Raw genomic sequence first — 23,752 nt, 5'->3', positions numbered from 1 at the left:
TTCTATCATGAAACACCGCGCAAATGCCCGCCCGGCCGGCGTTTGTCGCCCGCCCGACGCAGCCCTCCTGCCGCCGCCGCAAGCAACACCGCCGCGCAAGCTTTGTCGATAGTGTTTTCAGAATAAGTTGGCAATCACCGCCGCGCTTCGCCCTGCCGGCAAAAAACAGACGCAAAAAAGGAGGGCCGCAGCCCTCCGTCAAGTCTTGTAGCCAGGAGTGTTACAAGAAAAACTCAGTTCCAGCCTTGCGGCAGCTTGTAGCCGGCGAATTTCTGCTTGGTGTAGGCCTTGAACGCCGGCGAATTGTAGGCGGCGATCACGTCCTTGGCCCACGGCTTGGCGGCGTCGGCCGCGCGCACCACGCCCCAGTTGACATAGGCGTAGCTCTTTTCCTGGTAGACCGCTTCGGTCAGCTTGATGCCGGAGCTGGTGGCGTAGTTGCCGTTGATCACGGAGAAGTCCACATCGCTGCGCGAGCGCGGCAGCTGCGCGGCTTCCAGCTGAACGATCTTCACTTTCTTGATGTTGACGGCGATGTCGCGCTCGGAGGCGGTCAGCGGGTTGACGCCCGGCTTCAGCTTCACCCAGCCCAGGTCGTTCAGCATCACCAGCGCGCGGGCGAAGTTGGACGGATCGTTAGGCGCGGCCAGGGTCACGCCCGGCTTGGCGTCCTTCAGCGACTTCAGCTTGCCCGGATAGATGCCCAGCGGCGCGGTCGGCACCTGGAAAGCCTCTTTCAGCGACAGCTTGTGCTCCTTGGCGAAGTTGTCGAGGTAAGGCTTGTGCTGGAACACGTTCACGTCCAGCGAGCCTTCCTGCAGCGCCAGATTGGGGCGCACGTAGTCGGTGAACTCCACCAGCTTGACCGAATAGCCCTGCTTTTCCAGCTGCGGCTTGATCGACTGCTTGACCATGTCGCCGAAGTCGCCGACGGTGGTGCCGATGACGATTTCCTTCTTGGCCGGGTCGGCGGCCAGGGCATTGCCGGCCAGCGCCAGGCCCACTACGGATGCTGCAACTGCCTTGATGACGAATCTACGCATGGTTTTCTCCTTTAAATTTGCGCGTCTGAAGCTCAACGTTTGTCCAACTTGGCCGCCAGGCGGTTGCCCAGCAGCTGGATGATCTGCACCAGCACCACCAGCATCAGCACCATCGCCACCATCACGTCGGTCTGGAAGCGGTAGTAACCGTAGCGGATGGCCAGGTCGCCGATGCCGCCGCCGCCCACCACGCCCGCCACCGCGGTGTAGCTGAGGAAGCTGATGGTCAGGATGGTGAGGCTGGATATCAGCCCGGAGCGAGCCTCGTTCACCAGCACCTTGAAGATGATCTGCGCCGGGCTCGCGCCCATCGCCTCGGCCGCCTCCACCACGCCGCGCGGAATCTCGCGCAGCGTCTGCTCCACCAGTCGGGCAAAGTACGGAATGGCGGCGAAGGCCAGCGGCACCGACGCGGCCACCGGGCCGATGGTGCTGCCGACGATCAGCCGGGTCAGCGGCACCAGCGACACCATCAGGATGATGAAGGGGAAGGAACGCACCAGGTTCACCAGCCAGCTGAGCACGCCGTTGACGAAACGGTTGGCGAACATCTGGCCCTGCTGCGACAGGTACAGGACGACGCCCAGCGGGCCGCCGAACAGGATGGCGGCCGCCAGCCCCAGGCCCAGCATCACGCCGGTCTCCTGGCTGGCCTGCCAGATTTCCGGGGCCATCGATTGCAGGTTTTGCAGCGCTTCGTTCAGGGTTGCGGCATCCATTACGCGGCCTCCAGCAAAGAGCGGGCCAAGTCGGAATCGGCGGCCACTTCTTGATTGTTCACATCGACGACTTCCACCACGCAGCCCTGATCGAGCACCGCGGCGCGGTGGCAAATGCTGCGCACCACATGCATTTCATGGGTGACGATCACCACCGTCACGCCGAAACGGGCGTTGATGTCCTTCAAGCAGTCCAGGATGGACTGGGTGGTTTTGGGGTCGAGCGCGGAGGTCGGCTCGTCGGCCAGGATCACGTGCGGACGGGGCGCCAGCGCGCGGGCGATGCCGACGCGTTGCTTTTGGCCGCCGGACAGCTGGGCCGGGTAGTGGTTGGCGCGGTCTTCCAGGCCGACGATGGCCAGGCATTCCGCCACGCGCTTTTCGATGTCGGCCTTGCTCCAGCCGGCGATCTCCAGCGGGAAGGCCACATTGCCGGCCACGGTGCGGTTGGCCAGCAGATTGAACTGCTGGAACACCATGCCGATGTTTTGCCGCGCGGCGCGCAATTGCTTGGGAGACAGGCTGGTAAGGTCTTGGCCGTCGACGATCACCGCGCCGGCGTCCGGACGCTCCAGCAGATTGATCAGGCGCAGCAAGGTGGACTTGCCAGCGCCGGAGAAGCCGATCAGGCCGAAGACTTCTCCGGCGTGGATGGTCAGCGAGGTTTCCGCCACGGCATCGAACCAGCCGCCTTCGGGGCTGGGAAACCGCTTGCAGACATTTTGCAGATGAATCATTCCTAACACTCCCAGATGCATAAAGCCCGCCGATGGCTGCGGCGGGCTTTGCGGTGGGAATCTTCGGAATGTCCGGGAGATTGCTTGTAAACAGGTTGGTCTGATGACTGGGTCTGTTTACCCACGCTTTAGCTGTTTTACGCCCGCAAGCTGTGTTCAAATCGGCGATAAATTTGATTGAGATTGAACATGTTTTTTCGCTTAGCGTCAACCACCTTTTGAAAAATTATAAGCAACCGTCGCGTTATTGCAAAAAACGCTATGAATTACGGTGGCCTAGTTATTTGTATAGTTTTTTTAGTTATCAAAATGACTCGGCAACGGGCTAGCAAGGGCGTATTTCGGCGCATAAAGGCAGATGATCGGACAAGCCCGACCATGGCCGGCCCGACAAGACCCGCGCCGCCTCCACCTTCAGGCCGCGCACATAGATGCGGTCCAATGTCAGCATAGGCATCCGCGCCGGAAAACTCTGCGCATGCGCGCCGCGAGTCTGCAAAAACGCCTCTTCCAACCCCAGCTCGCGGTACAGCAGCGCGCTGGCCTCGCCACGCCAGTCGTTGAAATCGCCAGCCAGGATCAGCGGCAAATCCTCGGCGATGGCCTGCTGCACATAGCTGGCCAAACCCAGGTACTGCTTGCGCCTATCCGCCGCCAGCAGATTGAAATGGCCGCACAGCGCCACCACCGGCTGCGGCCAGCCATCCGGCTGCAGCACGCACTGCAGCACGCCGCGGCTTTCAAAGCGATTGACGGAAATGTCGCGGTTGCACCACTCGCGCACCGCGAAGCGCGTCAGCAAGGCATTGCCGTGATGGCCGTGGTCATAGGCGGCGTTCAGACCATACACCGCCCGGTGCGACAGCCGGTTGGCCAGAAAATGGTGCTGCGGCTGCGCCGGCCAGCGCTGGTGCCGCAAGGCCCGCTCCAGGTTCTTTCCCTGCACTTCCTGCAAAAACAGCATGTCTGGCGCCAGTTCGGCCAACGCGTCAGCCATGTCCTCCACCCGCAGGTGCCGATTCAGCGGCGACATGCCTTTGTGGATGTTGTACGTCATCACGCTGATCGGTTTGGCCATGAAGAGGGTCGAGTTGAGTCGAGTTGAACGACAGGCACGATGGCCAGTTTGCCAGAACATGATAGCCCCATTGGCCGTCGGGATCACCCAGGCCATCCACGCAAGCAAAGCGCGCCGCGGCAAAAGGTTCCCCGCGCCCGCCCACCTCTTAAGGCCAGATGAAAATAGCAACCGCTCCCCATATGGTGGCAATGGCCGGCACATGGCCGGCCATTGCCACCAGACAAGGAGCCCGTAATGATGAAACCCGCCATTGCCCGCCTGTCCTCCTGGATCGCCATGTTGGCGGCGCCAGCCGCTTTCGCCGCGGCCGAGACCAGCGACCTGTCGCTGCGCCAGGCAGCTATCGCCGCGTTCGCGCCGCAGCCGTCCTTGGCCAAACAGGTCCTGGAACCATTAGTGGAAGAGAGCCGCGTCAGCGCGGACCGCCTGTGGGTGCTGGGCGCGCTCACCCAGCCGCTGCCGATGCTTGCCGGCGACGCGGCGGCGGACATGGTGCCGCCATCCCGCCAGTTCCTGGCGCGCCAAACGCCGCAAGGCTGGCAAGTGGCGCCGGAAGGCAGCGAGGCATTCGCCGCGCTGCTGGCCGCCGCGCCGGCAGGTTGGCTGAGCAATGATGAGCTGCGCGCCTGGCAAAGCCAGGCTGCCCGCGGCAAACGGCTGGCGCCGGACGCCACCGGCCTGGGCCTGCCCTGGCAGGAAGGCGCCGCCTGGAGCCTGACCGGCGGCGCGCATGGCTACAGCGGCGAAAGCCAGCCCTACGATTCGATAGATTTCGCCGGCGGCGATGGGCGGGTGCTGGCGCCGCTGGCCGGCGTCATCTACAAAAGCTGCGTGCGCAACGGCAGCGCGCTGGTCAAGCTGGTGCACGACAACGGCTACTCGACCACCTACTACCACATGGTCAAGCTCAGCGCCGCGCCGGATGGCCAGCGGGTGGCCAAGGGCGCGTATCTCGGCACGATAGGCAACGGCTTGCCTTGCGGCGGCAGCACCACCGGCCCCCATGTGCACTTTTCCCTGATCCATCAGGGACAGGCCGAGCCGGTGCACCGCAAGCAGATCGGCGGCTGGCAGTTTTTCGCCGGCAACCGCGCCTACCAAGGCTACGCGCAGCGCAATGGCAACCGGGTGAATGTCGGCGGCCGGCTAGTCAACTACGGCGCTGGCGACTCTACTCCAGCACCGGGAGGCGTCAGCGGCATCGCCACGCCCGGCAACGGCGACAGCCGCGTCAACCTGCGCCGCGCGCCCAGCCTGAGCGCCGACGTCGCGGGCTCGGCGGCCCGCGGGGAGCAGGTGGCGCTGCAATGCCATGTCCGCGGCGAGATGGTGAACGGCGTATGGGGCCGCACCGACATCTGGAACCGCACCGCAGCCGGCCACTGGATCAGCGACGGTTTCCTCGATACCGGCAGCAACGCCCCAGTGGCGCCGCCCTGCCCTTCGGCCCAGCCTCTATGGTGATTCGCAAGACGGGCGCTCCGAATACCGTGGCGCCTGCCCGGCTGGCTCAGCGCATGGCGCCGGACACCACGTGCCGGCGTTGTGGCCGGCGCAGCCAGTAGTAGAGCGCCGCCGGGGCCAGCCAGCCTACCAGCCAGGAAATGTCCGCTCCGCCCAGCAGCTTGGCGACCGGGCCGGTGAAGAAGGCGCAGTCGATGAAGGGCAGCTGCAACAGGATGCCCGCCAGGTACACGCCCATGCCGGTCCAGTCGCAGCCGGCGTACCTGCCCTGCGGGTCGGCCAACGCCGCCGCGTCCGCCTTGCCGCCGGCGATCAGGTAGAAATCCACCAAGTTGATGGCGCTCCATGGCGTAAAGAAAGCCAGCAAAAACAGCAAGAAGGATTTGAACAGCGACAGGAAGCCATGCTGGGCTAGGATCGCGATGCACGCCGACGCCAACACCATGGCGGCCACCGTCGCCCAGCGCCGCCGCTGCCCGATTGTCGCCTGCGCCCCGCCCAAGGATGAAGCGATGGCGCTGCAACACATGAAACCACCGTAAGCGTTCAGCGTAGAAATGGTGACTTTGCCGAAGGCCACGCAGAAAAACAGGCCGGAGGCGATGGCGCCGCTGGCCCCCAAGCCGACAAAATACGCTACTTCATGGCCGCGGAAAGCCGCGCCGCCCACCGCCGCCACCAGCACGCCCAGCGACATGGCGATCTGCGCGCCCAGCCCTGAGCCCAGGCCTATCGCCAAAGCGGTCCAGAACGGCGAGGTGGCGGAAGGCAGATAACGGGAATAGTCGGACACATATGGCGCGAAAGCGATCTGCCACGAGGCGGACAGCGACACGGCCGTCAGGAAGGCGGCCGGATCGAAGTGCTTGTGCGTCAATGCCAGCGCCGGCAGGTCGACACCGGCGGCCAGCCGGACAAACAAGTACAGAAAAGCCAGCAGGCCCAGCGCGCTGGCGTAGCGTCCCAGCTTGTGGATGGCGCGATAACCCAACGCGGCGGCAGCCAGCACCGTCAGCGCGAACAACACGATGCCGGCGCGGTCGCTGATGCTCAGCAATTGACCCAGCGCCTGGCCGGACAGCACCATGCCGGTGGCGTTGAAACCCAGATACATCACGCAGGCCAGCGCCAGCGGCAGCACCGCGCCCTTGATTCCGAACTGGGCGCGGCTGGCCACCATCTGCGGCAAGCCCAGCCGCGGCCCCTGGGCGCCGTGCAGCGCCATCACCGTTCCGCCCAGCGCCTGCCCCAATAGCAGGCCAACGATGGACCAGAACACATCGCCGCCCAGCACTACTGCCAGCGCGCCGGTCATCACCGCGGTGATCTGCAGATTGGCCGCCAGCCACAGGGTGAACTGGCTGAAAACCCGCCCGTGGCGTTCGTCTTCGGGAATGAAATCTATCGACCGGCGCTCGATCAGCCCAGCCTGCGGTTGCCTGGATGCTTGCATGATGGTTTCTCTCTTTCCATGGTGGGAGGCTGCCGTCTTGACGCGGATCCGCCTGCCTCGCAATTTATACCCATGGAATGTTTTGCCGCAAATCATCGGACAAGCACATGATCCGACGGTGGGTATGTAATTTCACTTACCGCACCCCGTCCCGCGCCGCGTATTTGTCCTAACATTCGGCTTAGAGACCTTCACTATCGGCTTACCCAATGGAAGCGGTGCCCAAAATAAGCCTGTCGATCGCCGAATTCCGGCGCCAACTGCTTCACCGCCGGCATCGGCTGCTGATCTGCGTAGCCAGCCTGGCTCTGGTTTTGCTGGGCGCTAGCGTGATCGCCGGCTGGCTGGCGCATTCGGAATCCATTTTGCCGGACAATGTCCACATGGTGATATCCACTGCTGTCTGTCTGGTTTTGTATGGATTGGGCCTGGGGCTGGCGCTGTGGCGGCCCCGCTGGCAAGCGCACCGCCTGCTGGCCGCGCTGACGCTGGCCATCGCTGTTCTGGTATTGCTGGAGCACGCCAGCGGGCAGACCTGGTGGATAGATTTTCCGCGCCTGCATGCCTGGAAGCACGATCTGGTGCCCCACCCGGGGCGGATGGCGCCCTCCACCGCGCTGGCGCTGCTAGCGCTGGGCGCCGGGCTATGCCTGCTGCCCGGCCACGCCGGCTGGCGGCGGGCAGCGCGCGCCTGCGCCGCCTTCGCCCTGCTGCTGGGGGTTCTGGGCGCCGCGGCCTACTTGATCAGCCTGGAGTTGCTGTACAGCTGGGGCACGGTGGCCCGGATGGCGCTGCTCACCGCAGCCGGCGTCATGATCGCCAGCCTGGGGCTGTACTCGTTGACGCGATTGGAGCCGCGCCGCCATTTGCGCTCGCAGGACCTGGCCAACTCGGCCTCTCTCACCGCCACCGCGCTGCTGGTGGCCATTTCGCTCGCCACTGGCCTGCTGGTTTACCGCATTTCCAGCAACGCGCACGAGCAAAGCCTGCGCACGGTGATGCTGTACAGCGCGCGGCAACGCGCCGCCTTGCTGGATGCCCAATTCAATATCAGCAACGACATCGCCCGCCGCCTGTACCAACGCCCGGACATGCAGGCGCTGCTGGAGGCCGCAAGCAGCGGCCATGTGGACGCCGGCGCCGGCGCCAAGCTGGCGGCGCTGAACCACATGAACCTGAACGGCATCGCGATACAGGACAGCGCCGGCCGCACGCTGGTGCAGGTCGGCTATTTCGAAAACCGGCCGCGCCAGTCGGTGGCGCTAAACTCCCCTGCCGGCGCCCTTCTGCTATGGAATGGCCACTACCTGTACCGCACCGTGGACACCTACCGCACCTCCGGCGGCAGCGCGCGGCTGCTGCTGGAGCAGCGGCTGGACATGTTCGACCGCATCGTCGCCGACACCGCGCCCAGCCGCGGCCTGAGCGGCATTTACTCGCTGTGCGGACGCGACAGCCGCTACCTGCGCTGCTTTTCGCAGTCGCCGCAGGACAAGGGCAGTACCATCCCGCTGGCCGGCAATATCCCGCGCTTCACCGTCTGGCCGGCGTTCTCCGGCCAACGCGGCACCCTGCACACCATCGACTACTCCGGCCGCAACGTGATCGGCGCCTACGAGCCGGTCGGCAGCACCGGCCTGGCCTTCAGCTACAAGATCCGGGTGGCCGACCTGATGGAGCCGATCCGGCAAGACCTGGAAACCAGCGCGCTGATCATGCTGGCGATGGTGACGCTGGGATCGCTGATCCTGCGCTGGCGCACCCATCCGCTGCTGCATGAAGTATTGCAGTCCAACCGGATGGCCGAATTGGCGGCGGAACGCTTTCGCAATGCCGCCGAGGCCAATATGGACGCCTTCATCATCATGGAGGCGCTGCGCGGCGCCGGCGGCGAAGTGGAGGATTTCCACGTGGTCTACATCAACGCCGAGGCGGAGCGGATGTGGCACCTGCGCCGCGACGAAGCCATAGGCCGCAGGCTCAAGCGGCTGATGGCCGATTACCGGATACCCAATTACTTCGACAGCTACAAGAAGGTGATCGAAACCGGCAACGCCATCTCCGAAGAGGTGCCCAAGGTGTTCGACGCCTCGCACCCCGCCTGGATCCACCATGAAATCGTCCGCGCCGGCGATAGCGTCAGCGTCAGCGTGCGCGACATCACACAGCGCAAGCTGGCCGAACTCGATCTGGTGCTGCGCGAAGCGCTGCTCAAAACCGTGACCGACTCCATCCCCGCGCTGGTGGCCTTCGTCGACCGGGAAGAGTGCTACCGCTATTGCAACAAGGCCTATATGCGGCTGTTCGGCATCGGGCCGGAGCAAATCATTTCCATGCGCATGCGCGATTTCCTGGGCGAGGACGCCTACGCGGCGGTCCTGCCCCATGTCGGCAAGGCGCTGGCCGGCGAAGCGGTTTCATTCGAGCAGGAAATGGACGTCCGCGGCGAAAGCCGCTATGTGGAAGGCCGCTACATCCCGCAGCAACACGCCGACGGCTCGGTGTCGGGCTTTTACGTGATGATCTGGGACATCACCCAGGCGCGGGCGCGGGAAATCCAGCTGCGCAGCCAGGTGACGCAGGACGCGATGACCGGCCTGCTCAACCGCTCCGCCTTCATGGAGCTGCTGGGCGACGAGATCAAGCACCACTACATGAAGCGCCAGGCGCTGGCGCTGCTGTTTCTGGACATCGACCACTTCAAGCAGGTCAACGACACCCTGGGCCATGCCGCCGGCGACGAACTGATCCGCGAATTCGCCCGCCGTCTGCGCGGCAATGTGCGCGCCACCGACCACGTCGCCCGCTTCGGCGGCGACGAGTTTGTCATCCTGCTGATCGGCCTGGACGCCGAGCGCACCGCGGTCAGCGTGGTGGAAAAGCTGCTGGCGGCGGTGCGCCGGGATGTCGAGCTCAACCGGCAGACGCTGCGCATGTCCACCAGCATAGGCATCGCCTTCGCCCTTACCCCGGACATCACGCCGGAACGCCTGCTGGAAATCGCCGACGAGAGCCTTTACCGCGCCAAGGACGCCGGCCGCGACACCTACCGGCTGCAGCGGGTAGGCTGAGCCGACCGCGCAGGCTCAGGATTTGCCAACGGTAAGAAAATGGCGTAATTTGAATTTGTACATTTTCAAATTGCGCAGCGCATGAACACCTTCCCCCTCTCTCTCCGCCCGTCGGCCGCCGCCCGCCCGCTTCCGCTGGCGCTATGTCCGGTGCGCGCCGGTTTTCCATCGCCGGCCAGCGACTGCATGGACGCCAGCATCGACCTGCAGGCCTATCTGGTATCCGACCCGCCCGCCACCTTCATGGTGCGGGTGGCCGGCGATTCGATGCGCGACGCGGGCATTCTGGAAGACGACCTGTTGGTGGTGGACAAGGGCTTGCCCCCCGTCCATGGCGATATCGTGGTGGCGACGATGGACGGCGAATTCACCGTCAAGCGCCTGCATGGCAAAAACGGCCGCTGGATGCTGCTGGCGGAAAACCCGGCCTACCCCGCCATCGTGCCCGCCGCCGGGCAGGAGCTGCAAATCTGGGGGGTGGTGACCGCCTGCGTGAGGAAATTCCGATGAGCCAGTACGCGCTGGTGGATGGCAACAACTTCTACGCCAGCTGCGAAAGGGTGTTTCGGCCCGACCTGGCCGGCAAACCCATCGTGGTGCTGAGCAATAACGACGGTTGCGTGGTGGCCGCCAGCGCGGAGGCGAAGGCGCTGGGCTTGCGGATGTTCGGCCCCTTTTTCGAAATCGCCGGCCTTTGCAAGCATCACGGCGTGACGGTGTTCAGCTCCAACTACACGCTGTACGGCGACATGAGCCGGCGCATGATGGCCATCCTGGCCGGCCACGCGCCCGGCCAGGAAGTGTACTCGATAGACGAATGCTTCCTCGATCTCACCGGCGTGGCGGACGCCGAGGCGCTGGCCCGGCGCATGCGCGGCGACGTGCTGCGCCGCATCGGCATCCCCGCCTGCGTCGGGCTGGGGCCGAGCAAAACCCTGGCCAAGCTGGCCAACCACATCGCCAAGAAACAACCGCGTTGGGACGGCGTGTTTTCCTGGGACTGGCTGTCCGCGGCGGACGCCGACGCGATGATGGCCACGCTGCCGGCGGGCAAGGTTTGGGGCGTCGGCCCGCGGCTGGCGGGCAAACTGGAAGTTCTGGGGATCCATACCGCCCTGCAGCTGAAACAGGCCGATCCGCATCAGATCCGCCGCCAGTTCAGCGTGACGCTGGAACGCACCGTGGCGGAGCTGAACGGCGTCAACTGCCTGCGGCTGGGCGAAGTGGCGCCGGCCCGGCAGCAAATCCTATCCAGCCGCTCCTTCGGCGAAAAACCGCGCGACCTGAACGTGCTGGCGGCCGCCATCAGCCACCACGTCAGCCATGCCGCGGAAAAGCTGCGCCAGCAGAACAGCGTGGCCGGGCTGGTGGCGGTGAGCATACGCACCAGCCCCTTCCTGGGCGCCCCCTACAACGGCTATGTCGCCATGCCGCTGGCGCAGCCCAGCGACGATACCATAACGCTGGCGCGCGCCGCGCTCGCCGGCCTGCGCGCGGTCTACCGGCGTGGGCTGCTTTACCAGAAAGCGGGCGTGATCCTGATGGAAATCTCGCCGCGCGGCATTCGCCAGACCGATCTGTTTCAGCAGGCGCCCGACCCGCGCCGGCAAAAGCTGATGCAAACCATGGACGCGATCAACCGCGAATACGGCCGCAACAGCCTGCGGCTGGGAGCTGAAGCGCTGACGAAAAACTGGGAGATGCGCCAGGATCAGCGCTCACCTTGCTACTCCACCCGGCTGGACCAGATATTGCGGGTCAAATGACGGGGCGCCCTGATTCCCAGCCGGACGGCTAGTCGAACAAGGAGCCTTGGCTCGGCAAGTCGGGCGCTTCGGCGGCCATGTCCTGCGCCGGCCACGCCGCCAAAAAGGCGCGCGCGGCCTCCGGATTGCGGCAATTCAGCCAGGCGTCGTACTGCGACGGCTCGATGATCACCAGGCTGCGCTTTTCCTCGCCCGGCCTATGCATGCGGTTCATCAGCGCGTGCTCGTCCGCATTGATGGTGATCTGCGTGAAGGCGGCGCTGATCGAGCCGTCGGCCTCGCGCCATTCGCGCCACAAGCCGGCCACGGCGAACGGCGCGCCGTCCGCCAGGCCGATGCGATAACGCTCAGCGCGACCGCGCTCGTAGCAGGGCTCGAAAAAGGCTTGCATCGGCACCAGGCACAGCTGGCAACGGCGCCAGGCATCGCGGTAGCTGCGCAATTCGCCTATGGTTTCCGCGCGCGCGTTCATGGTGGACAGCCGCGCGCCCAGCGGCTGATGGCGTTTGGGAATGAAACCGTAGGAAGCCAGCCTCACGCCGTCGCGGGTGAGAATCGGCGCCAGGTAATCCTGCCAGGCCTCGTCCCGCCACTGCCAGTCGCCGATCTCCGCGCCGAAGCATTCCCGCATCTGGCGCCGGGACGGCGGCAAAAAATTCACGCACATCGCCGCTCTCCCGCGCGCCGGCGGCCGGCCCCGCCTGGCATCGCCGTCATTCCGGGAATGCCAGAAACTGCGGCGGCACCGCGTCGGCCAGCCATACGCCGTTTGCCGACTGATAAAACGCCAGCCCGGCGCGCTGCATCGCCGCGGCATCCACCGTCAACACCACCGGCGCGCCATGCCGCGCGCCGACCGAGGCCGCCAATTCCGCCGAATTGGACAGGTGAACGTGATGGCGCTGCCCCGGCCGCAAGCCCTCTGCGCGGATAGCCGCGAGAAAGCGGCGCGCCGTGCCGTGAAACAACCGCGGCGGCGCCTCCTGCGCCGTCAGGTCCAGATCCACCCGCACCGAATGCCCTTGATTGGCGAGGATCCGCAGGCCGTCCGCGCTGATGGCGAAGCGCTGTTTGTCGCTATTCCGGACGATGTCCAACACCACCTCCCGGCTCAGTTGGCGGCCCGCCGCGCGCGCCTTGGCCACCAGCTCATCCAAAGACGCCCATCCCTGCTCGTCCAGCGCCAGCCCGATGGCCTGCGGCTGATGCCGCAGCACCAGGCTGATGAAGCGGGAGTGCGAGTCCAATGTTTGGCTCATGATTGTGTGCCGTTGATTTTCATGGGCGCATCATACCGCATGCCGGGCGTTTTCCAGACCGGACCCTCGCAGCCAGGCGCGCAGGCGAAATCCCGCGCGGCCCCTTTGAAAACGCTCCCATGCCCTCATGTCATGACTTCATACCCAAAGCCACAGGAAGCCCGCCATGATCGACCTGCATTACTGGACCACGCCCAACGGCCACAAGATCACCCTATTCCTGGAAGAAACCGGGCTGCCCTACCGGCTGCTCCCGGTGAACATCTCCCAGGGCGAGCAATTCCAGCCTGATTTTCTGCGCATCTCGCCCAACAACCGCATCCCGGCCATCGTCGACCAGGCGCCGGCCGACGGCGGCGCCGCCATCAGCCTGTTCGAATCCGGCGCCATCCTGTTGTATCTCGCCGACAAGACCGGCCGCTTCATCCCGCAAGATTTGCGCGGCCGCAACGACGTCCTGCAATGGCTGTTCTGGCAGATGGGCGGCCTGGGGCCGATGGCCGGGCAGAACCACCATTTCACCCAGTACGCGCCGGAGAAGCTCCCGTACGCGATAGACCGCTACGTGCGCGAAACCGCCCGCCTGTACCGGGTGCTGGACACCCGGCTGTCGGATGGCCGCGACTACATCGCCGGCGAGTACTCGATCGCCGACATGGCTTGCTACCCCTGGATCGTGCCGCATGAAAAACAGCGCCAGGATCTGAACGATTTTCCGGCGCTGAAACGCTGGTTCGACCGCATCGCGGCGCGGCCGGCGGTGCAGAGGGCCTACAAGCTGGCGGAAAGCGTCAACACCACCCCCACGCTCACCGAGGCCTCGCGCGCCATTTTGTTTGGCCAGGACGGCAAGCCGCGCGGCTGACGCGCATAAAAAAGCCCCGGCCAGGAGGTCGGGGCAGATTCAACCGACCGCCCTGAGGCCGATTGAAACTCTCACTGTATTCAGCATAGCCGCTCCCGCCGCGCCTGCACCGGCTTTTCGCTCAATCGCCGCCAAACTGGCGGCGCAATTCGGCGATGTCGTCGCGGCGGATGCGCACCGGCACCAAAGCCCGGCGGATCGGCAGCATTCTGCCCAACACCACTTCCTCCAGCGCCAGCTCGGTGGCGTCCTCCGCATCCCCATCCACCTTGACGCCCATCCGGCTCAGCCGCAACGTCACCGTCTGCAGGCTGAAGTAATCCGCTGGCTGCTCCAGTACTTCGCGCACCGTGCGTAGCAGGCCTTCCAGGCTGGCATGGCCGCGCAACTCGTCCAGCTGCGGGTTGATTTCCGCCAGCCGGGCATCGACGGCGGCCGCCGTTTCCGGCAGGCTCTCATCACCGGACTGGCAATCCACCACCACGCAATTGCTCGATTGCAGCGACAGCCGGCGCAGTTGCAAGCGCGCCTGTTCGGCCTCCAGCTGCTGGCGCGCCTGTTCCATCAGGCTTAGCCGGCGCGCGATCACCGAAACCATCACGTCCAGCGCGTGCGCGCCCGAATCCAGCCGGAAGCGTTCCTGGCTGGGGCTGGGCATCATCAGCCGGTGGCCGTCGAAACTCACCACCACCTGCGCCACGTCGTTGCGCAGCTCGCCGTTTTCCATCGCCACGCCAAAGCGATTGGTTTCGCTGCGCTGCATGGTCAGCAAGGCCCAGGCTTCGTCGCCGTTGCCCGCGCGAAGAAAGAAGTCGCGCAGCACTTCGCTACTTTCCAGAAAGGCAAGCAGGCTGGAGGGGCCGGCGAACAAGAGGCCCAGGCGCGGATCGCGCGCAAAGCCAGGCAAGGACAGCTCCAGCACCGGCGGCAGTTGCGCCGTCAGCGTGGACAGATAGGCCTGCGACACGCGCATGCCCGGCGCCAGCGCGTCGAAATAGCCGGGCAGCAGCCGCAGGCGCTTGTCGCAAGCGTCTATCAATTGTTCCACCTGGCCGGCCAGCGCCCTAGCCTCGCGCCGGGCTTCGGGGTCCAGCCCCAGGATGCGCCGCAGCCGTTCGAACATGCCGCCCCTCCCGTCGAATCAGAACTGTTCGTCGTCGCGCAGATAGCGCCATTGGCCGGTGGGCAGGTTGCCCAGCTTGACCTTGCCGATGGAGATGCGCTTCAGCCCCACCACACGTAGGCCCACCATCTCGCACATGCGGCGGATCTGCCGCTTCTTGCCTTCGCGCAGCACGAAGCGCAACTGATCTTCGTTCTGCCAGCTCACCTTGGCCGGCAGCAGCTTCTTGCCGTCCAGCTCCAGTCCATGATTGAGCAGGGCCAGGCCGTTGGCGTTCAGCTGGCCTTCCACCCGCACCAGGTATTCCTTCTCCACCGACGAGTTCTCGCCGATCAGATGCTTGGCCACGCGGCCATCCTGGGTCAGCACCAGCAGGCCAACCGAATCGATGTCCAGCCGGCCGGCCGGCGCCAGCCCGCGCAGGTGCGAGGCCTGGAAGCGCTTGCGGCTGCCGTCCTCGGCCCAGTGGTTTTCCGGGGTGATCAGCACCACCGCTGGCTCGTAGCCGTCTTCCGCCTGCCCGGAAACATAGCCCATCGGCTTGTTCAGCAAGATGGTGACGCGAGCCGACTGGGCATCCTGCGCCTTCTTGTCGACCTCGATCTGGTTGTGCGGCAGCACTTTCTGCCCCAACACCGCCACTTCGCCATCCACCTTGACCCAGCCTTGCTCGATATAGCTGTCAGCCTCCCGGCGCGAACACAGCCCCAGCTCGGCCATGCGTTTTGACAGGCGTACAGGTTCCATTTGTCTTTCCGTAATGAAAAAGCGGACTCCGGTCGCGTTGCACGCAGAGGCCGCCTTGATTGAATTGACCGTTATTGTAGGGGATCGGGGCGGGACTGGCCATGGTCCGCGTCAAAATGACCAGAGGCCGCCGCGGCGGCCTCTGCCTGCGAAAAGCGGCGCGGCGTCAGACCTGCAGCGCCGGCGGCGTGTTGCCCGGCTTGACCGCCTGCGGCTGGATGAGCGCCGGCGCCGACAGCGCCTCCGCGCCGACGGCCGCGGTTTCGCGCGACTTCATGCCGACATACAGCACGCTGCTGACGCCCAACACGCCCAGCCACATCGGATCAATCGCGTAGAAAGCCTTCAGCTCCAGCGATTTGTAGATGAACACCAGGCCGATGCCGGCATTGGCCAGCAAGGCCTGGTAACGGTGGACCGAAATGCCCTGGCCGTCCTCCAGCACATCCCGCACCCAGCCGCGGGAGCCGCCGAGCGCGGCGGCCTGCGCGCCGCCATCAGGCTGACCCACCAGGCTGGCCAGCCCCGAAGTGCCGGCGCTGATGCCGAGCAGCGCCAGCACCTGCGGCGTGGGCGACAGCAGATTGCCGGTGACGATCAGCAGCCAGCCCGCCACCAGCGCCACCGACAGCGTCCACCACAGCAGTTGGCTGCGCGCCAGGCTGAAGGTTTGCTGGCCATCGGCCACGCCCGGCGCCAACGGCCCGCGGTCGCGCAGAACGGGGGTTTTCCAAACCAAAGCGGCAAACAGCACGATGATGAACGCCAGGTAGAGAACGGCATATCCTTGCACAGTCATAGCGGCTCCTTTCTTGGATGGGATGAAACCCATTCAGCATAGCCAAGGCCGCGCCGGCCGCGGAAAAACCGGCATGTCCCACAGGACAGGTCGCGCGGCTACCGGACAGGCTCGGCCAACAGCGCGGCCAGCCAGGGCTGCACCGCCTCCGGCTCCGCCGGCAAGGCGCCGGCGCGCAGCGCCGCGCCAAGCCGCTCCAGCCATTGCTCGCGCCGCATCGCGTGCAGCGCCTGCAGCCCGGCCAGTTCGGCCGTCACGCCCAGCAGCCTCTCCCGCGCGGCCTCCGCCGCCTGCTCCTGCTGGCGCGCCTCCTGCCGCAGCGAATCGCCCTGCTGTTGCTGCAGATCGAGCCGGGCCTGCAGGCCGCCGTTTTCCCTTTCCCGCTCCAGCACCCGCTCGCGCCACAGGTTTTCCACCTTGGCTGCGTCCTGCCGCGCCTGCAGCAGCGCGCCCTCCAGCTTTTGCTGCTGCCCCTTCATTTCCTGGCGCTCGTCTTCCACCTGCTGATACAGACGAACGCGCAAGCCTTCCAGGCGTTCATAGGCCAACGCCTCCTTGCGGTTCGCCTCCTCCTGCACCTCGCGCAGCTGCTGCTCGTGGCGGTCCGCCATTTCCAGCAGCCGGGATTCCGCCTCCCTGTGCGCCACGGTCAGGGCCTGGCGTTGCGACTCGGCGGTCTGCCGCAATTCCTGCCGCTCACGCCGCAGCGACTCCACCTCCAGCCGCTCCCGCTGCAACTGGCTGTCCAGCTCGACTTGCCGCGCGGCGCGCAATTCCAGCTCATGGCGCAACGATTGCAGCTCGGCCTCGGTTTTTTGCGCCTGCTCCCGGCTGGCATCCAGCGCCGCGCGCAGCTCGGCTGCCTCCGCCTCCACCTCCTGCCGGACCGCGCTCAATTGCTGCTCCGCTTCGTCGCAAGCCTTCTGCCACACCTGTTCAAAAGCTTCCGCCAGGCTGGGCGGCCAATCCGGCCGCCGCGACGAGGCGGCCACCCGGCCTAAAAATTCCTGCCGCCATTCCTTCAGCGTGTTGTTGATGGTGGTGTTGGAGCCGCTTCCCAGGCGGGTCCGCACATCCACCACGGTGGGCCACACCCCCTCGCCCACCAGCTCAAACGCCGCCTGGCGGATCCTCGCGTAAATATCTGCAGCCATTGTTCTCTCCCTGCCCTTGGGCAACTTGGCGTGGAGTGTAGCAAAAATCTATTGATAAATATATTACGTATTACATTATTAATTTACTATTTATTCTATATTTTTCCGATAATTTTACTTATCGGAAGTTTTTCCATGATTACCACCAAGCAAACCAATACACCGACCGCCCCCCGCAAGCTTTCGGCGCATGCCAAAAATCCGCACCTCGCTCCACCCCCCTACCCCACCGCATCAACACAAGCCCTGGACTGCCCCCGCTCCCCGCCGCAAAACCAGGAATGCGGGCGATGCCGGCCACCCAGTCCGCCTGGATGGTTTACGATTCCTCCGGCCGCCAGCAAGAAGGAATAGAACGCAGTCGGACGAAGCGTTTTACCGCCGCGCGGGACCGGAATGCCGCATTGCCACAGCGTCGAACGCTGACTGCGACACGCGCGCCATTGCGCCCCGTCAACTTGGCGCCGACGCCCCGGCAAGCCCCTCCTATCGTCACCCAGGGCCGACAAGCCGGGGCCGAATCGCGCGACCATTGCCCCAGCCCGCACGAACAATCTGCGGCGGACGCCCACGCGCCCGGCTGCCAGGCCGCCCCGCGCGCCAAGCGGCTCTCCCCCCGGACTCCCCGGCAAGGCGCCGCGCTGTTTTTTGCGATATATCGTCCCGCTTGCGCTCGCAGGCAAGCTCCTCGCCCCCCTCAACGCCCACACAAGCCAGAACAAACCTATGCCTAACTAGCACTTCAACCGCTTGCCAAACGCCGCAGCTGCGGCGGCAGATCCTTCAACGGTATCTTCACTTGCACGATATTGGGCACCCCGTCCATATGCTCCAACTGCTTGAGCAGCTTGCGCAGCTGATCGACAGTTTCAACAACATGCCCGCGCGCGCCGAATGCCTTTGCCAATGCGAGGTAATCCCAATTCGGCAGCAAATCAAAAGCCGCGTAGTTGTCTTGCGGCGTGAAGGCATTGAGATTCACGAAAGCTTGCTCGATGGCGTAGCCGGCATTCGACATGACAAACACGACGGCATTGGAGCGCTGGCGAACCAGGCTGGAGATTTCCTGGCAAATCATCATGAAGCCGCCATCGCCGGCAACCACCAAGGGGCGCTGGCCGGTGGCGAGTTCGACGCCCAGCGCGCAGCCCGTCTCATGGCCAAGCGAGCCCCACGCGGCCTGCGCGACAAAGGCATCCCGCGGCATGCCAAACAGATTGCCGAAAACATACAAGCTGGTGCTCTCGCCCAGAATCAGCTTGGCCTGCCGGATATGGCCCTCCTGAATCAGCCAATCCCCGAGCACATGATAAAAGCGGTCATAGGTGAGCCCGTCAGTCGGCAGCAAGCTGGGCTGCGGATCGGGGCTGACTTGCGGCAGGCGATAGCGCCGCGCGCTCGCCCGCCGCTGAAATCGCGCCAGTAAGCCTTGCATGAAATCGCGCAGATACACGCCTTGATAATGGCCGCAGCCGATGCGCGCGGCTTCATCGTTGATCTCCACCATCCTGGCATAGTCCTGCGCCATGATGCCGAGGTAATCGTCGGTGATGATGGCGCCTAGCGCCACCACGCAGTCGGCGCTGCCCATCACCTCGCGGGTCAACGCGGGGGAGGCTGGCCCGGCATAGGTGCCGATAAAGGAAGCCTGGCTTTCGTCTAGCACGGTTTTGCCAAGACTGGTGGTCGTGAAAAACAGACCGCTCGCATCGACCAGCTGCTGCGCCAGCTCTTGCAGGCCATAGCGTTGGATTTCAACGCCCAGCCAAAACACCGGAAGCGCGGCATCGCTTATGGTTTGCCACGCCAGATCCAGCATGGCTTGCAACGCAGCAGGCTCGCTTGCGGTCTCGACCGCTCGCAACTCGCCTCTGGGCCGCGCGCATTCCACGCCGAAGATATCCTGCCACACCTCGATATACACTGGACGACGGTGAGTGAGCATCGCCGTCAGCGCCTCGTCGATCAACGCTGGCGCGCTCGCGCCATCATGGATGGCGACGGCCGCAGCGGTCACATTTTCCATAACCCGCATATCGGCGTTCAGATTGCCGGTACTGTGGTGGAACAGTATCCCCTCAGTACGGGCAAGCTCGCGATTTTGCGTGCTGGGGCTAGGGCCGATGAGCGCCATGGGGACGCGCTCGACAAAACCGCCGGCAAAACAATTCAGTATCGAGAAGGTGCCGACGCCATATTGAACGCTGCACGCCGCCGCGCCCTTGAAACGCCCGTAGCCATCGCTTGCATAACCGACGCCCGATTCATTGATGTTGGGGATGCGCTCGATGGCGGGACATTCATCGAGCGTGTTCAAGAAAATCGATGCGTAGTCGCCGGGAACTTCGAACAGATGCTGGACGCCAAGCTGCCGCAAGCGATCCAGTATGTAGTTTGAAACCGTGTAGGCGGGAGTCGATGCCGTCATCGCTTAGCCCTCCTGCGCGCACTTGAGACAGTTCGGCGTGATAGCCTCAAGCGTCGACCCCATGGCGCTGGCCGGGATGCAGCCGCACAACTCGCCGCAGCCACCCTCCGGCACAGGCATCAGCTCATAGCCTTCTTTCAGCCAGCCTGGCCGCTTCAGCTGGAAATGCTTTTCCAGCATCTGCTCTGCGGTGCACAGCGCCCCTTCAACCCAACCTTGGCCTATGGAATACGCCTCGCCGACGATGAAAATATTGTGCGCATCAACCGGCTTGAGCATTTGCCACATGATCTGGTCCAGCCGGTAATTCGCCTTCCACTCATGCCAACCGCCGCCATAGGGGTCGTCGCTCCAGTCATGGTACACGGCGGAATACGGGCTCGGAATCTGCTGCTGGGCATGCACTTCCGCCACTTGCTTGTTCGCGACAAATACCATTTCCTCGGTAGCCACATGTTCCATCTGCGGAACAACATTGCTGCTGTCTGCTTCGATGCAGTCCGGACGATAACCGTTGAACGCAGGCCCCGCTTCCAGCCCCTTCCAAAACGGCACCGTGCTGATGTCGTTGTATGACGCCATCAGCAAGGAGTTCAGCCAAGGCTGCCCGCCGTCCTGCTCGCTTTCCGTGCCGAAGTAATAGACTTGGCGGATGGGCAGGTCCGTGACCGAGCGGCCAGCCACCAGGCCGAGCGAACGCCACCAGGGGCGCTCGTAGGCCAGGAATAGCTTGAACGCCGGTTGGATCAGCACCGACTTCAGATTTTCTTTCAGCCAAGGATCGCTAAAAAAGAAATCAGACTTGATCAGTTCAAGCGAGCGGCGCGGCATCGCAAGCACGATGTGCTTGGCATAGACAACGATGGGGTCGGCGCCATGATCAAGCAAAGAACGCAGCCCGCCCTCATGCTGCTGCACCTTGGTCGGACGGAAAACCAGCTTGTAGCGATATTCGCCAGTGTTTTCATGAATCTCGGTGAGGCAATGATTCATGTAAATCCGCTCTCCCTTGGGAGCCAGGCCCGGGAGTTCATGATTGAATGCCTGCGCCAAGCGAATCGGCAGCTGATCGTAGCCATCCTTCAAGGTCAGAAATATCGTGCTGTCGCTATATTCCGTCGCCGGCAATTGAGTCACCGCATTGGCATTCGCCACATTGGCATCATATCCGCCCGCATCCTTCATGAATTGATAGCCTTCATTGGACAGAGCGCGGAACATCAGATCCCAGAAACCGTACTGCCAGAGGTGCTTGCCATACGCCTTAACCTGCATCTGCTGACACAGTGACAGATTCTGCATATTGGGGTAAATATAATTCATCACTTGCACTTGCAGATTCGTCGGCCCAAGGCCGCGCTCCGACCAGGAAAGGTTGTAAGGGACCTTCTCCGGATCGGACAATTCGTGCAGACGGAAGTGCTTGCCGCGCAAATAAAATATATTGCAGCTGGACCCGACCGGCGCAGGCTCCCCCATCGGAAAGGGCTTGGTGGCAAGACCAAGGTGGCCGATGAGATTGGCAACCATATAGTGCTGATCCGGAATATAACGCATGCCGCCCACTTCTGCCTTGACATTGGGCAGGCCTGGCATAGTCACCGTATATAGTCGTCCGCCAATGCGGTTGCTGTATTCAAACAAGGCGATTTTACGCTCCTCGCCATAAGCTTGCTGCAAACGCCAAGCGCTATACGCGCCAGAAGCGCCACCACCGACAATGGCAGTGTCCAGATATAAATTGCTCATATATTTTCCTTAAGTTGCTTGCTGATGCTTCAGGATAATCACTTAGAAAATTAATTGAGACGGCTCTCAGTCCATTGCTAATGATGGCCTGCTGTCAGATTTCCTTGGGCATCCGGCAAAACGATGCGCACATTCTGCATCATGCCCTGATCCTCATGGTCCAAAATGTGGCAATGCAGCACAAAATCTCCGACATAACGCTGGTAACGGGTGCGCACTATAAAGGTGTATCTTCCCGCCGCCGCATCCTTTTCACCCCCGGAAGTGCCGTCAAACAGGCTCTTGATCCACAGCGTGTCTTTCCACATCCCTTTCATGCCATGATACTGATCGTCGTCGTCATCAGCTTGTGGCATTGGCCCGCTAATATCTTGACCTTTCGGATTGATAATTTTGACTATTTGGAATGGATTGACATGAATGTGAAAGGGATGGCTGGCAAAGTCCGACGTCAGCGTCCATTCGTCCACGCCACCCAATGGGAGAGTACGGTCTATTCTTCCGCCATCGTAGGGCTTGCCATCAATCTGATAGAATGACTGGCCTTTCACAGACTGGGTGTCTATGTTAAATGCCAGTCGCTGCTGGCCAGTCAATTCCGAGTCCTGGATATCCGCATGCGGCACAAAGCGGGTTAGCTTCATATCATTCCGCAGATCCGCCACCACCAACTTTGCTACGGCGGAGCGGTAGTTATCTTGCGCAGCTTTGATCAACAGATTTTGCAGATGGCGCTTGATGCTGCCATCGATGTCATCGGGCACAACTGGCATATTTGCTGCATTGACATGGATCATGCCCAGCAGTCTTGTGTAAGGCTGAACCAGGTCAATATTGGAGCGGCCTACTTTGTTAATTAGGCAATAATCACCAGCTTGCGGAAAAACCATCAAAGCGTCCCAGCGGTACCCAGGCTGGAAAACTAGCCGCTTCTTCTGCATGGCTTGCGCCATAGTCAAACCATCCGCGGCCACCAAAGTGAAGGGGATGGGCTCGCCGGTGCACTCTTTATTGACATAGTCCTGAGTCTGTTCCGCCGTAAGTCCAGAAATACTCTGCGCGCTTTCATTGGAAATGGGTTCGCGGCGCCGAATTTCCAAAGCAATGGTATCTCTCACACCGCCATGTATCATTCTCCAGCGCTGCACCTTACCTACCTTCGCATTCTGGAGTTTGCCCATCACCACTCCGTTTATACTGGTATAACGGCCAGACTTTTCCCACCGACCAGGACCGAACAGATCGTAACCATCAACCTGCCCAATATCGCCATCATCACAACGATAAGGCCCGCCTTCCTCATCGTTTTTGGTTTTATTTTTCTATCTTTTCCACGGCAAGCATATTGGATTTGCTGAAAGACAAAGGTATGCTCCTGGAACTGATCTTTATCTCTTGACACCAACAACGTGTCTAGATCTCCATGGACATGTGAATTCTTCTGACTGGAATTGGCCTGATTTCCATCCAGTTGAGGCTGCCTGTTGCCGCGAATGATTAAAGCACCTGCCATGCCGCTGGACACTTGCAGCGCCGTTGATCCATGCAGATGCGTGTGATACCAGTAGGTTCCAGCCGGATGCTCCAACGGGATGTTGTACTCGTACTGAAAAGCCACCCCGGGGTGAATGGCGAGCAGCACATTGTCGCTATTGCCGGCCGGATTGATCCATAAGCCGTGAGTGTGCAAATTGGTGCCATTGAAGCAGTGCGGCTTATTCGCGCTCCCCCCTTGAGAAACGCAACTCGGATCAGGCGGCAGATCATTGTGCAGCGTGATTCGAACCGTTTGACCCGGATGGGCCTGGATCAAAGGCGCGATGAATGACTTGGTGACCCGTGATGCCCGGCATGGCTTTCCATTCTCTCCAGGATCGCACCAGGGGCGGTAGCCGCGCAGCAGGACGCGGTCAAAATGCGCCTCTCCCTCTTTGTCTGCCGATGGATTGCGTATCTTTCCACTCAGCATCGCAACTTCCAAATCCAGATCCACAGTATCAGGAGTCAGGAATTCCGGCTTGTCAAATACGCCAGACTCCGATTTCGACAAAGCTGGGAGGGACATGAAGTTCTGCAGCTGCAGCGTCCCCTTTTTAGGCTTAGGCTCGGATAGATCGCGGGGGTGCAGCGGTGGCGGATCCGCGATTGCCGTGGGATCAGGCAGCGGTTCCGCTGCCGCCAGCACGGCCCATCCCAACATGAGCACGCCTTGAGCGGCGGCGGCCAGTCGAGTGATAACCCGTTTGCTTGCGATGTGCTGCATATTTTCCTCCGCTGAAAAGCTGCGCCCAACG

General features: G+C 62.9%; 20 protein-coding genes. 5 read left to right on the top strand and 15 right to left on the bottom strand.

Annotated elements, in window-relative coordinates; translation table 11 throughout:
• Nucleotides 1-233: 233 nt before the first annotated feature.
• The 4 genes from MY55_RS08515 to MY55_RS08500 all read right to left on the bottom strand — a co-directional run bounded on the left by MY55_RS08515 (nucleotide 234) and on the right by MY55_RS08500 (nucleotide 3,577).
• A complete protein-coding gene (locus MY55_RS08515) occupies nucleotides 234-1,043 on the bottom strand; it encodes a MetQ/NlpA family ABC transporter substrate-binding protein (RefSeq protein ID WP_047238521.1) in 810 nt (269 codons plus the stop codon).
• Nucleotides 1,044-1,075: 32 nt separating this feature from the next.
• Nucleotides 1,076-1,762, bottom strand: coding sequence for a methionine ABC transporter permease (locus MY55_RS08510; RefSeq protein ID WP_043572129.1), 687 nt, complete (start codon nucleotides 1,760-1,762; stop codon nucleotides 1,076-1,078).
• Nucleotides 1,762-2,499 carry a methionine ABC transporter ATP-binding protein gene (locus MY55_RS08505; RefSeq protein WP_052877916.1) on the bottom strand — a complete coding sequence of 246 codons (738 nt, stop codon included), beginning with the start codon at nucleotides 2,497-2,499 and terminating at the stop codon, nucleotides 1,762-1,764. The genes MY55_RS08510 and MY55_RS08505 overlap by 1 nt, the downstream gene beginning before the upstream one ends.
• A gap of 325 nt (nucleotides 2,500-2,824) precedes the next feature.
• The gene (locus MY55_RS08500) at nucleotides 2,825-3,577 is read right to left on the bottom strand and encodes an endonuclease/exonuclease/phosphatase family protein (protein WP_047249370.1); all 753 of its coding nucleotides are present in this window, start codon (nucleotides 3,575-3,577) and stop codon (nucleotides 2,825-2,827) included.
• A gap of 237 nt (nucleotides 3,578-3,814) precedes the next feature.
• Here MY55_RS08500 and MY55_RS08495 point away from each other — a divergent pair, with 237 nt between their 5' ends.
• Complete coding sequence (locus MY55_RS08495; protein ID WP_047238532.1) at nucleotides 3,815-5,044, top strand: M23 family metallopeptidase; 1,230 nt, start codon at nucleotides 3,815-3,817, stop codon at nucleotides 5,042-5,044.
• Between the two features lie 46 nt (nucleotides 5,045-5,090).
• Here MY55_RS08495 and MY55_RS08490 read toward each other — a convergent pair whose 3' ends face one another.
• Nucleotides 5,091-6,497, bottom strand: a complete 1,407-nt coding sequence (locus MY55_RS08490; RefSeq protein ID WP_065202254.1) for a purine-cytosine permease family protein — start codon at nucleotides 6,495-6,497, stop codon at nucleotides 5,091-5,093.
• A gap of 209 nt (nucleotides 6,498-6,706) precedes the next feature.
• On the opposite strand from MY55_RS08490, the gene MY55_RS08485 reads away from it, so the two are divergent.
• The 3 genes from MY55_RS08485 to MY55_RS08475 all read left to right on the top strand — a co-directional run bounded on the left by MY55_RS08485 (nucleotide 6,707) and on the right by MY55_RS08475 (nucleotide 11,334).
• Entirely contained in the window at nucleotides 6,707-9,568 is a 2,862-nt protein-coding gene (locus MY55_RS08485) for a diguanylate cyclase (protein ID WP_065202253.1), read from the top strand.
• 81 nt (nucleotides 9,569-9,649) lie between these two features.
• Nucleotides 9,650-10,078 (top strand): LexA family protein, encoded by a 429-nt coding sequence (locus MY55_RS08480; protein ID WP_047257641.1) that lies wholly within the window; start codon nucleotides 9,650-9,652, stop codon nucleotides 10,076-10,078.
• Nucleotides 10,075-11,334 (top strand): Y-family DNA polymerase, encoded by a 1,260-nt coding sequence (locus tag MY55_RS08475; RefSeq protein WP_043572108.1) that lies wholly within the window; start codon nucleotides 10,075-10,077, stop codon nucleotides 11,332-11,334. Before MY55_RS08480 ends, MY55_RS08475 begins: the two co-directional genes overlap by 4 nt.
• Before the next feature lie 28 nt (nucleotides 11,335-11,362).
• On the opposite strand, the gene MY55_RS08470 is transcribed toward MY55_RS08475, so the two are convergent.
• A complete protein-coding gene (locus MY55_RS08470) occupies nucleotides 11,363-12,001 on the bottom strand; it encodes an SOS response-associated peptidase (protein WP_043572106.1) in 639 nt (212 codons plus the stop codon).
• Nucleotides 12,002-12,047: 46 nt separating this feature from the next.
• Nucleotides 12,048-12,593, bottom strand: a complete 546-nt coding sequence (locus MY55_RS08465; protein WP_043572105.1) for an RNA 2'-phosphotransferase — start codon at nucleotides 12,591-12,593, stop codon at nucleotides 12,048-12,050.
• 166 nt (nucleotides 12,594-12,759) lie between these two features.
• On the opposite strand from MY55_RS08465, the gene MY55_RS08460 reads away from it, so the two are divergent.
• Nucleotides 12,760-13,458, top strand: a complete 699-nt coding sequence (locus MY55_RS08460; RefSeq protein WP_043572103.1) for a glutathione binding-like protein — start codon at nucleotides 12,760-12,762, stop codon at nucleotides 13,456-13,458.
• A 121-nt stretch (nucleotides 13,459-13,579) separates the two neighbouring features.
• On the opposite strand, the gene MY55_RS08455 is transcribed toward MY55_RS08460, so the two are convergent.
• The 8 genes from MY55_RS08455 to MY55_RS23055 all read right to left on the bottom strand — a co-directional run bounded on the left by MY55_RS08455 (nucleotide 13,580) and on the right by MY55_RS23055 (nucleotide 23,721).
• The gene (locus MY55_RS08455; protein WP_043572101.1) at nucleotides 13,580-14,581 is read right to left on the bottom strand and encodes a hypothetical protein; all 1,002 of its coding nucleotides are present in this window, start codon (nucleotides 14,579-14,581) and stop codon (nucleotides 13,580-13,582) included.
• Nucleotides 14,582-14,599: 18 nt separating this feature from the next.
• Nucleotides 14,600-15,328: a pseudouridine synthase gene (locus MY55_RS08450; RefSeq protein ID WP_043572099.1), complete on the bottom strand. Its 729-nt coding sequence runs from the start codon at nucleotides 15,326-15,328 to the stop codon at nucleotides 14,600-14,602.
• A 166-nt stretch (nucleotides 15,329-15,494) separates the two neighbouring features.
• A complete protein-coding gene (locus MY55_RS08445; protein WP_043572097.1) occupies nucleotides 15,495-16,127 on the bottom strand; it encodes a hypothetical protein in 633 nt (210 codons plus the stop codon).
• A gap of 98 nt (nucleotides 16,128-16,225) precedes the next feature.
• Nucleotides 16,226-17,281, bottom strand: coding sequence for a DNA-binding protein (locus MY55_RS08440; protein WP_047249361.1), 1,056 nt, complete (start codon nucleotides 17,279-17,281; stop codon nucleotides 16,226-16,228).
• A 742-nt stretch (nucleotides 17,282-18,023) separates the two neighbouring features.
• Entirely contained in the window at nucleotides 18,024-19,709 is a 1,686-nt protein-coding gene (locus tag MY55_RS08435; RefSeq protein ID WP_065202252.1) for an alpha-keto acid decarboxylase family protein, read from the bottom strand.
• 3 nt (nucleotides 19,710-19,712) lie between these two features.
• Nucleotides 19,713-21,458, bottom strand: coding sequence for a flavin monoamine oxidase family protein (locus tag MY55_RS08430; protein WP_081284651.1), 1,746 nt, complete (start codon nucleotides 21,456-21,458; stop codon nucleotides 19,713-19,715).
• Nucleotides 21,459-21,535: 77 nt separating this feature from the next.
• Nucleotides 21,536-22,639, bottom strand: a complete 1,104-nt coding sequence (locus MY55_RS23060) for a multicopper oxidase domain-containing protein (RefSeq protein ID WP_099049622.1) — start codon at nucleotides 22,637-22,639, stop codon at nucleotides 21,536-21,538.
• An 11-nt stretch (nucleotides 22,640-22,650) separates the two neighbouring features.
• Nucleotides 22,651-23,721: a multicopper oxidase domain-containing protein gene (locus MY55_RS23055; RefSeq protein WP_099049621.1), complete on the bottom strand. Its 1,071-nt coding sequence runs from the start codon at nucleotides 23,719-23,721 to the stop codon at nucleotides 22,651-22,653.
• Nucleotides 23,722-23,752 lie beyond the last annotated feature (31 nt).

Source organism: Chromobacterium subtsugae (assembly GCF_001676875.1).
Taxonomy (GTDB): Bacteria; Pseudomonadota; Gammaproteobacteria; order Burkholderiales; family Chromobacteriaceae; genus Chromobacterium; species Chromobacterium subtsugae.
Note: the sequence above shows the minus strand (reverse complement) of the source record. Positions and strands in the feature narration are given on the sequence as shown.

What these genes read in the sequence shown, in the direction of transcription:
- MY55_RS08515 (WP_047238521.1), bottom strand. Translation starts at nt 1,043, where the DNA reads ATGCGTAGATTCGTCATCAAGGCAGTTGCAGCATCCGTAGTGGGCCTG.
- MY55_RS08510 (WP_043572129.1), bottom strand. Translation starts at nt 1,762, where the DNA reads ATGGATGCCGCAACCCTGAACGAAGCGCTGCAAAACCTGCAATCGATG.
- MY55_RS08505 (WP_052877916.1), bottom strand. Translation starts at nt 2,499, where the DNA reads ATGATTCATCTGCAAAATGTCTGCAAGCGGTTTCCCAGCCCCGAAGGC.
- MY55_RS08500 (WP_047249370.1), bottom strand. Translation starts at nt 3,577, where the DNA reads ATGGCCAAACCGATCAGCGTGATGACGTACAACATCCACAAAGGCATG.
- MY55_RS08495 (WP_047238532.1), top strand. Translation starts at nt 3,815, where the DNA reads ATGATGAAACCCGCCATTGCCCGCCTGTCCTCCTGGATCGCCATGTTG.
- MY55_RS08490 (WP_065202254.1), bottom strand. Translation starts at nt 6,497, where the DNA reads ATGCAAGCATCCAGGCAACCGCAGGCTGGGCTGATCGAGCGCCGGTCG.
- MY55_RS08485 (WP_065202253.1), top strand. Translation starts at nt 6,707, where the DNA reads ATGGAAGCGGTGCCCAAAATAAGCCTGTCGATCGCCGAATTCCGGCGC.
- MY55_RS08480 (WP_047257641.1), top strand. Translation starts at nt 9,650, where the DNA reads ATGAACACCTTCCCCCTCTCTCTCCGCCCGTCGGCCGCCGCCCGCCCG.
- MY55_RS08475 (WP_043572108.1), top strand. Translation starts at nt 10,075, where the DNA reads ATGAGCCAGTACGCGCTGGTGGATGGCAACAACTTCTACGCCAGCTGC.
- MY55_RS08470 (WP_043572106.1), bottom strand. Translation starts at nt 12,001, where the DNA reads ATGTGCGTGAATTTTTTGCCGCCGTCCCGGCGCCAGATGCGGGAATGC.
- MY55_RS08465 (WP_043572105.1), bottom strand. Translation starts at nt 12,593, where the DNA reads ATGAGCCAAACATTGGACTCGCACTCCCGCTTCATCAGCCTGGTGCTG.
- MY55_RS08460 (WP_043572103.1), top strand. Translation starts at nt 12,760, where the DNA reads ATGATCGACCTGCATTACTGGACCACGCCCAACGGCCACAAGATCACC.
- MY55_RS08455 (WP_043572101.1), bottom strand. Translation starts at nt 14,581, where the DNA reads ATGTTCGAACGGCTGCGGCGCATCCTGGGGCTGGACCCCGAAGCCCGG.
- MY55_RS08450 (WP_043572099.1), bottom strand. Translation starts at nt 15,328, where the DNA reads ATGGAACCTGTACGCCTGTCAAAACGCATGGCCGAGCTGGGGCTGTGT.
- MY55_RS08445 (WP_043572097.1), bottom strand. Translation starts at nt 16,127, where the DNA reads ATGACTGTGCAAGGATATGCCGTTCTCTACCTGGCGTTCATCATCGTG.
- MY55_RS08440 (WP_047249361.1), bottom strand. Translation starts at nt 17,281, where the DNA reads ATGGCTGCAGATATTTACGCGAGGATCCGCCAGGCGGCGTTTGAGCTG.
- MY55_RS08435 (WP_065202252.1), bottom strand. Translation starts at nt 19,709, where the DNA reads ATGACGGCATCGACTCCCGCCTACACGGTTTCAAACTACATACTGGAT.
- MY55_RS08430 (WP_081284651.1), bottom strand. Translation starts at nt 21,458, where the DNA reads ATGAGCAATTTATATCTGGACACTGCCATTGTCGGTGGTGGCGCTTCT.
- MY55_RS23060 (WP_099049622.1), bottom strand. Translation starts at nt 22,639, where the DNA reads ATGGGCAAACTCCAGAATGCGAAGGTAGGTAAGGTGCAGCGCTGGAGA.
- MY55_RS23055 (WP_099049621.1), bottom strand. Translation starts at nt 23,721, where the DNA reads ATGCAGCACATCGCAAGCAAACGGGTTATCACTCGACTGGCCGCCGCC.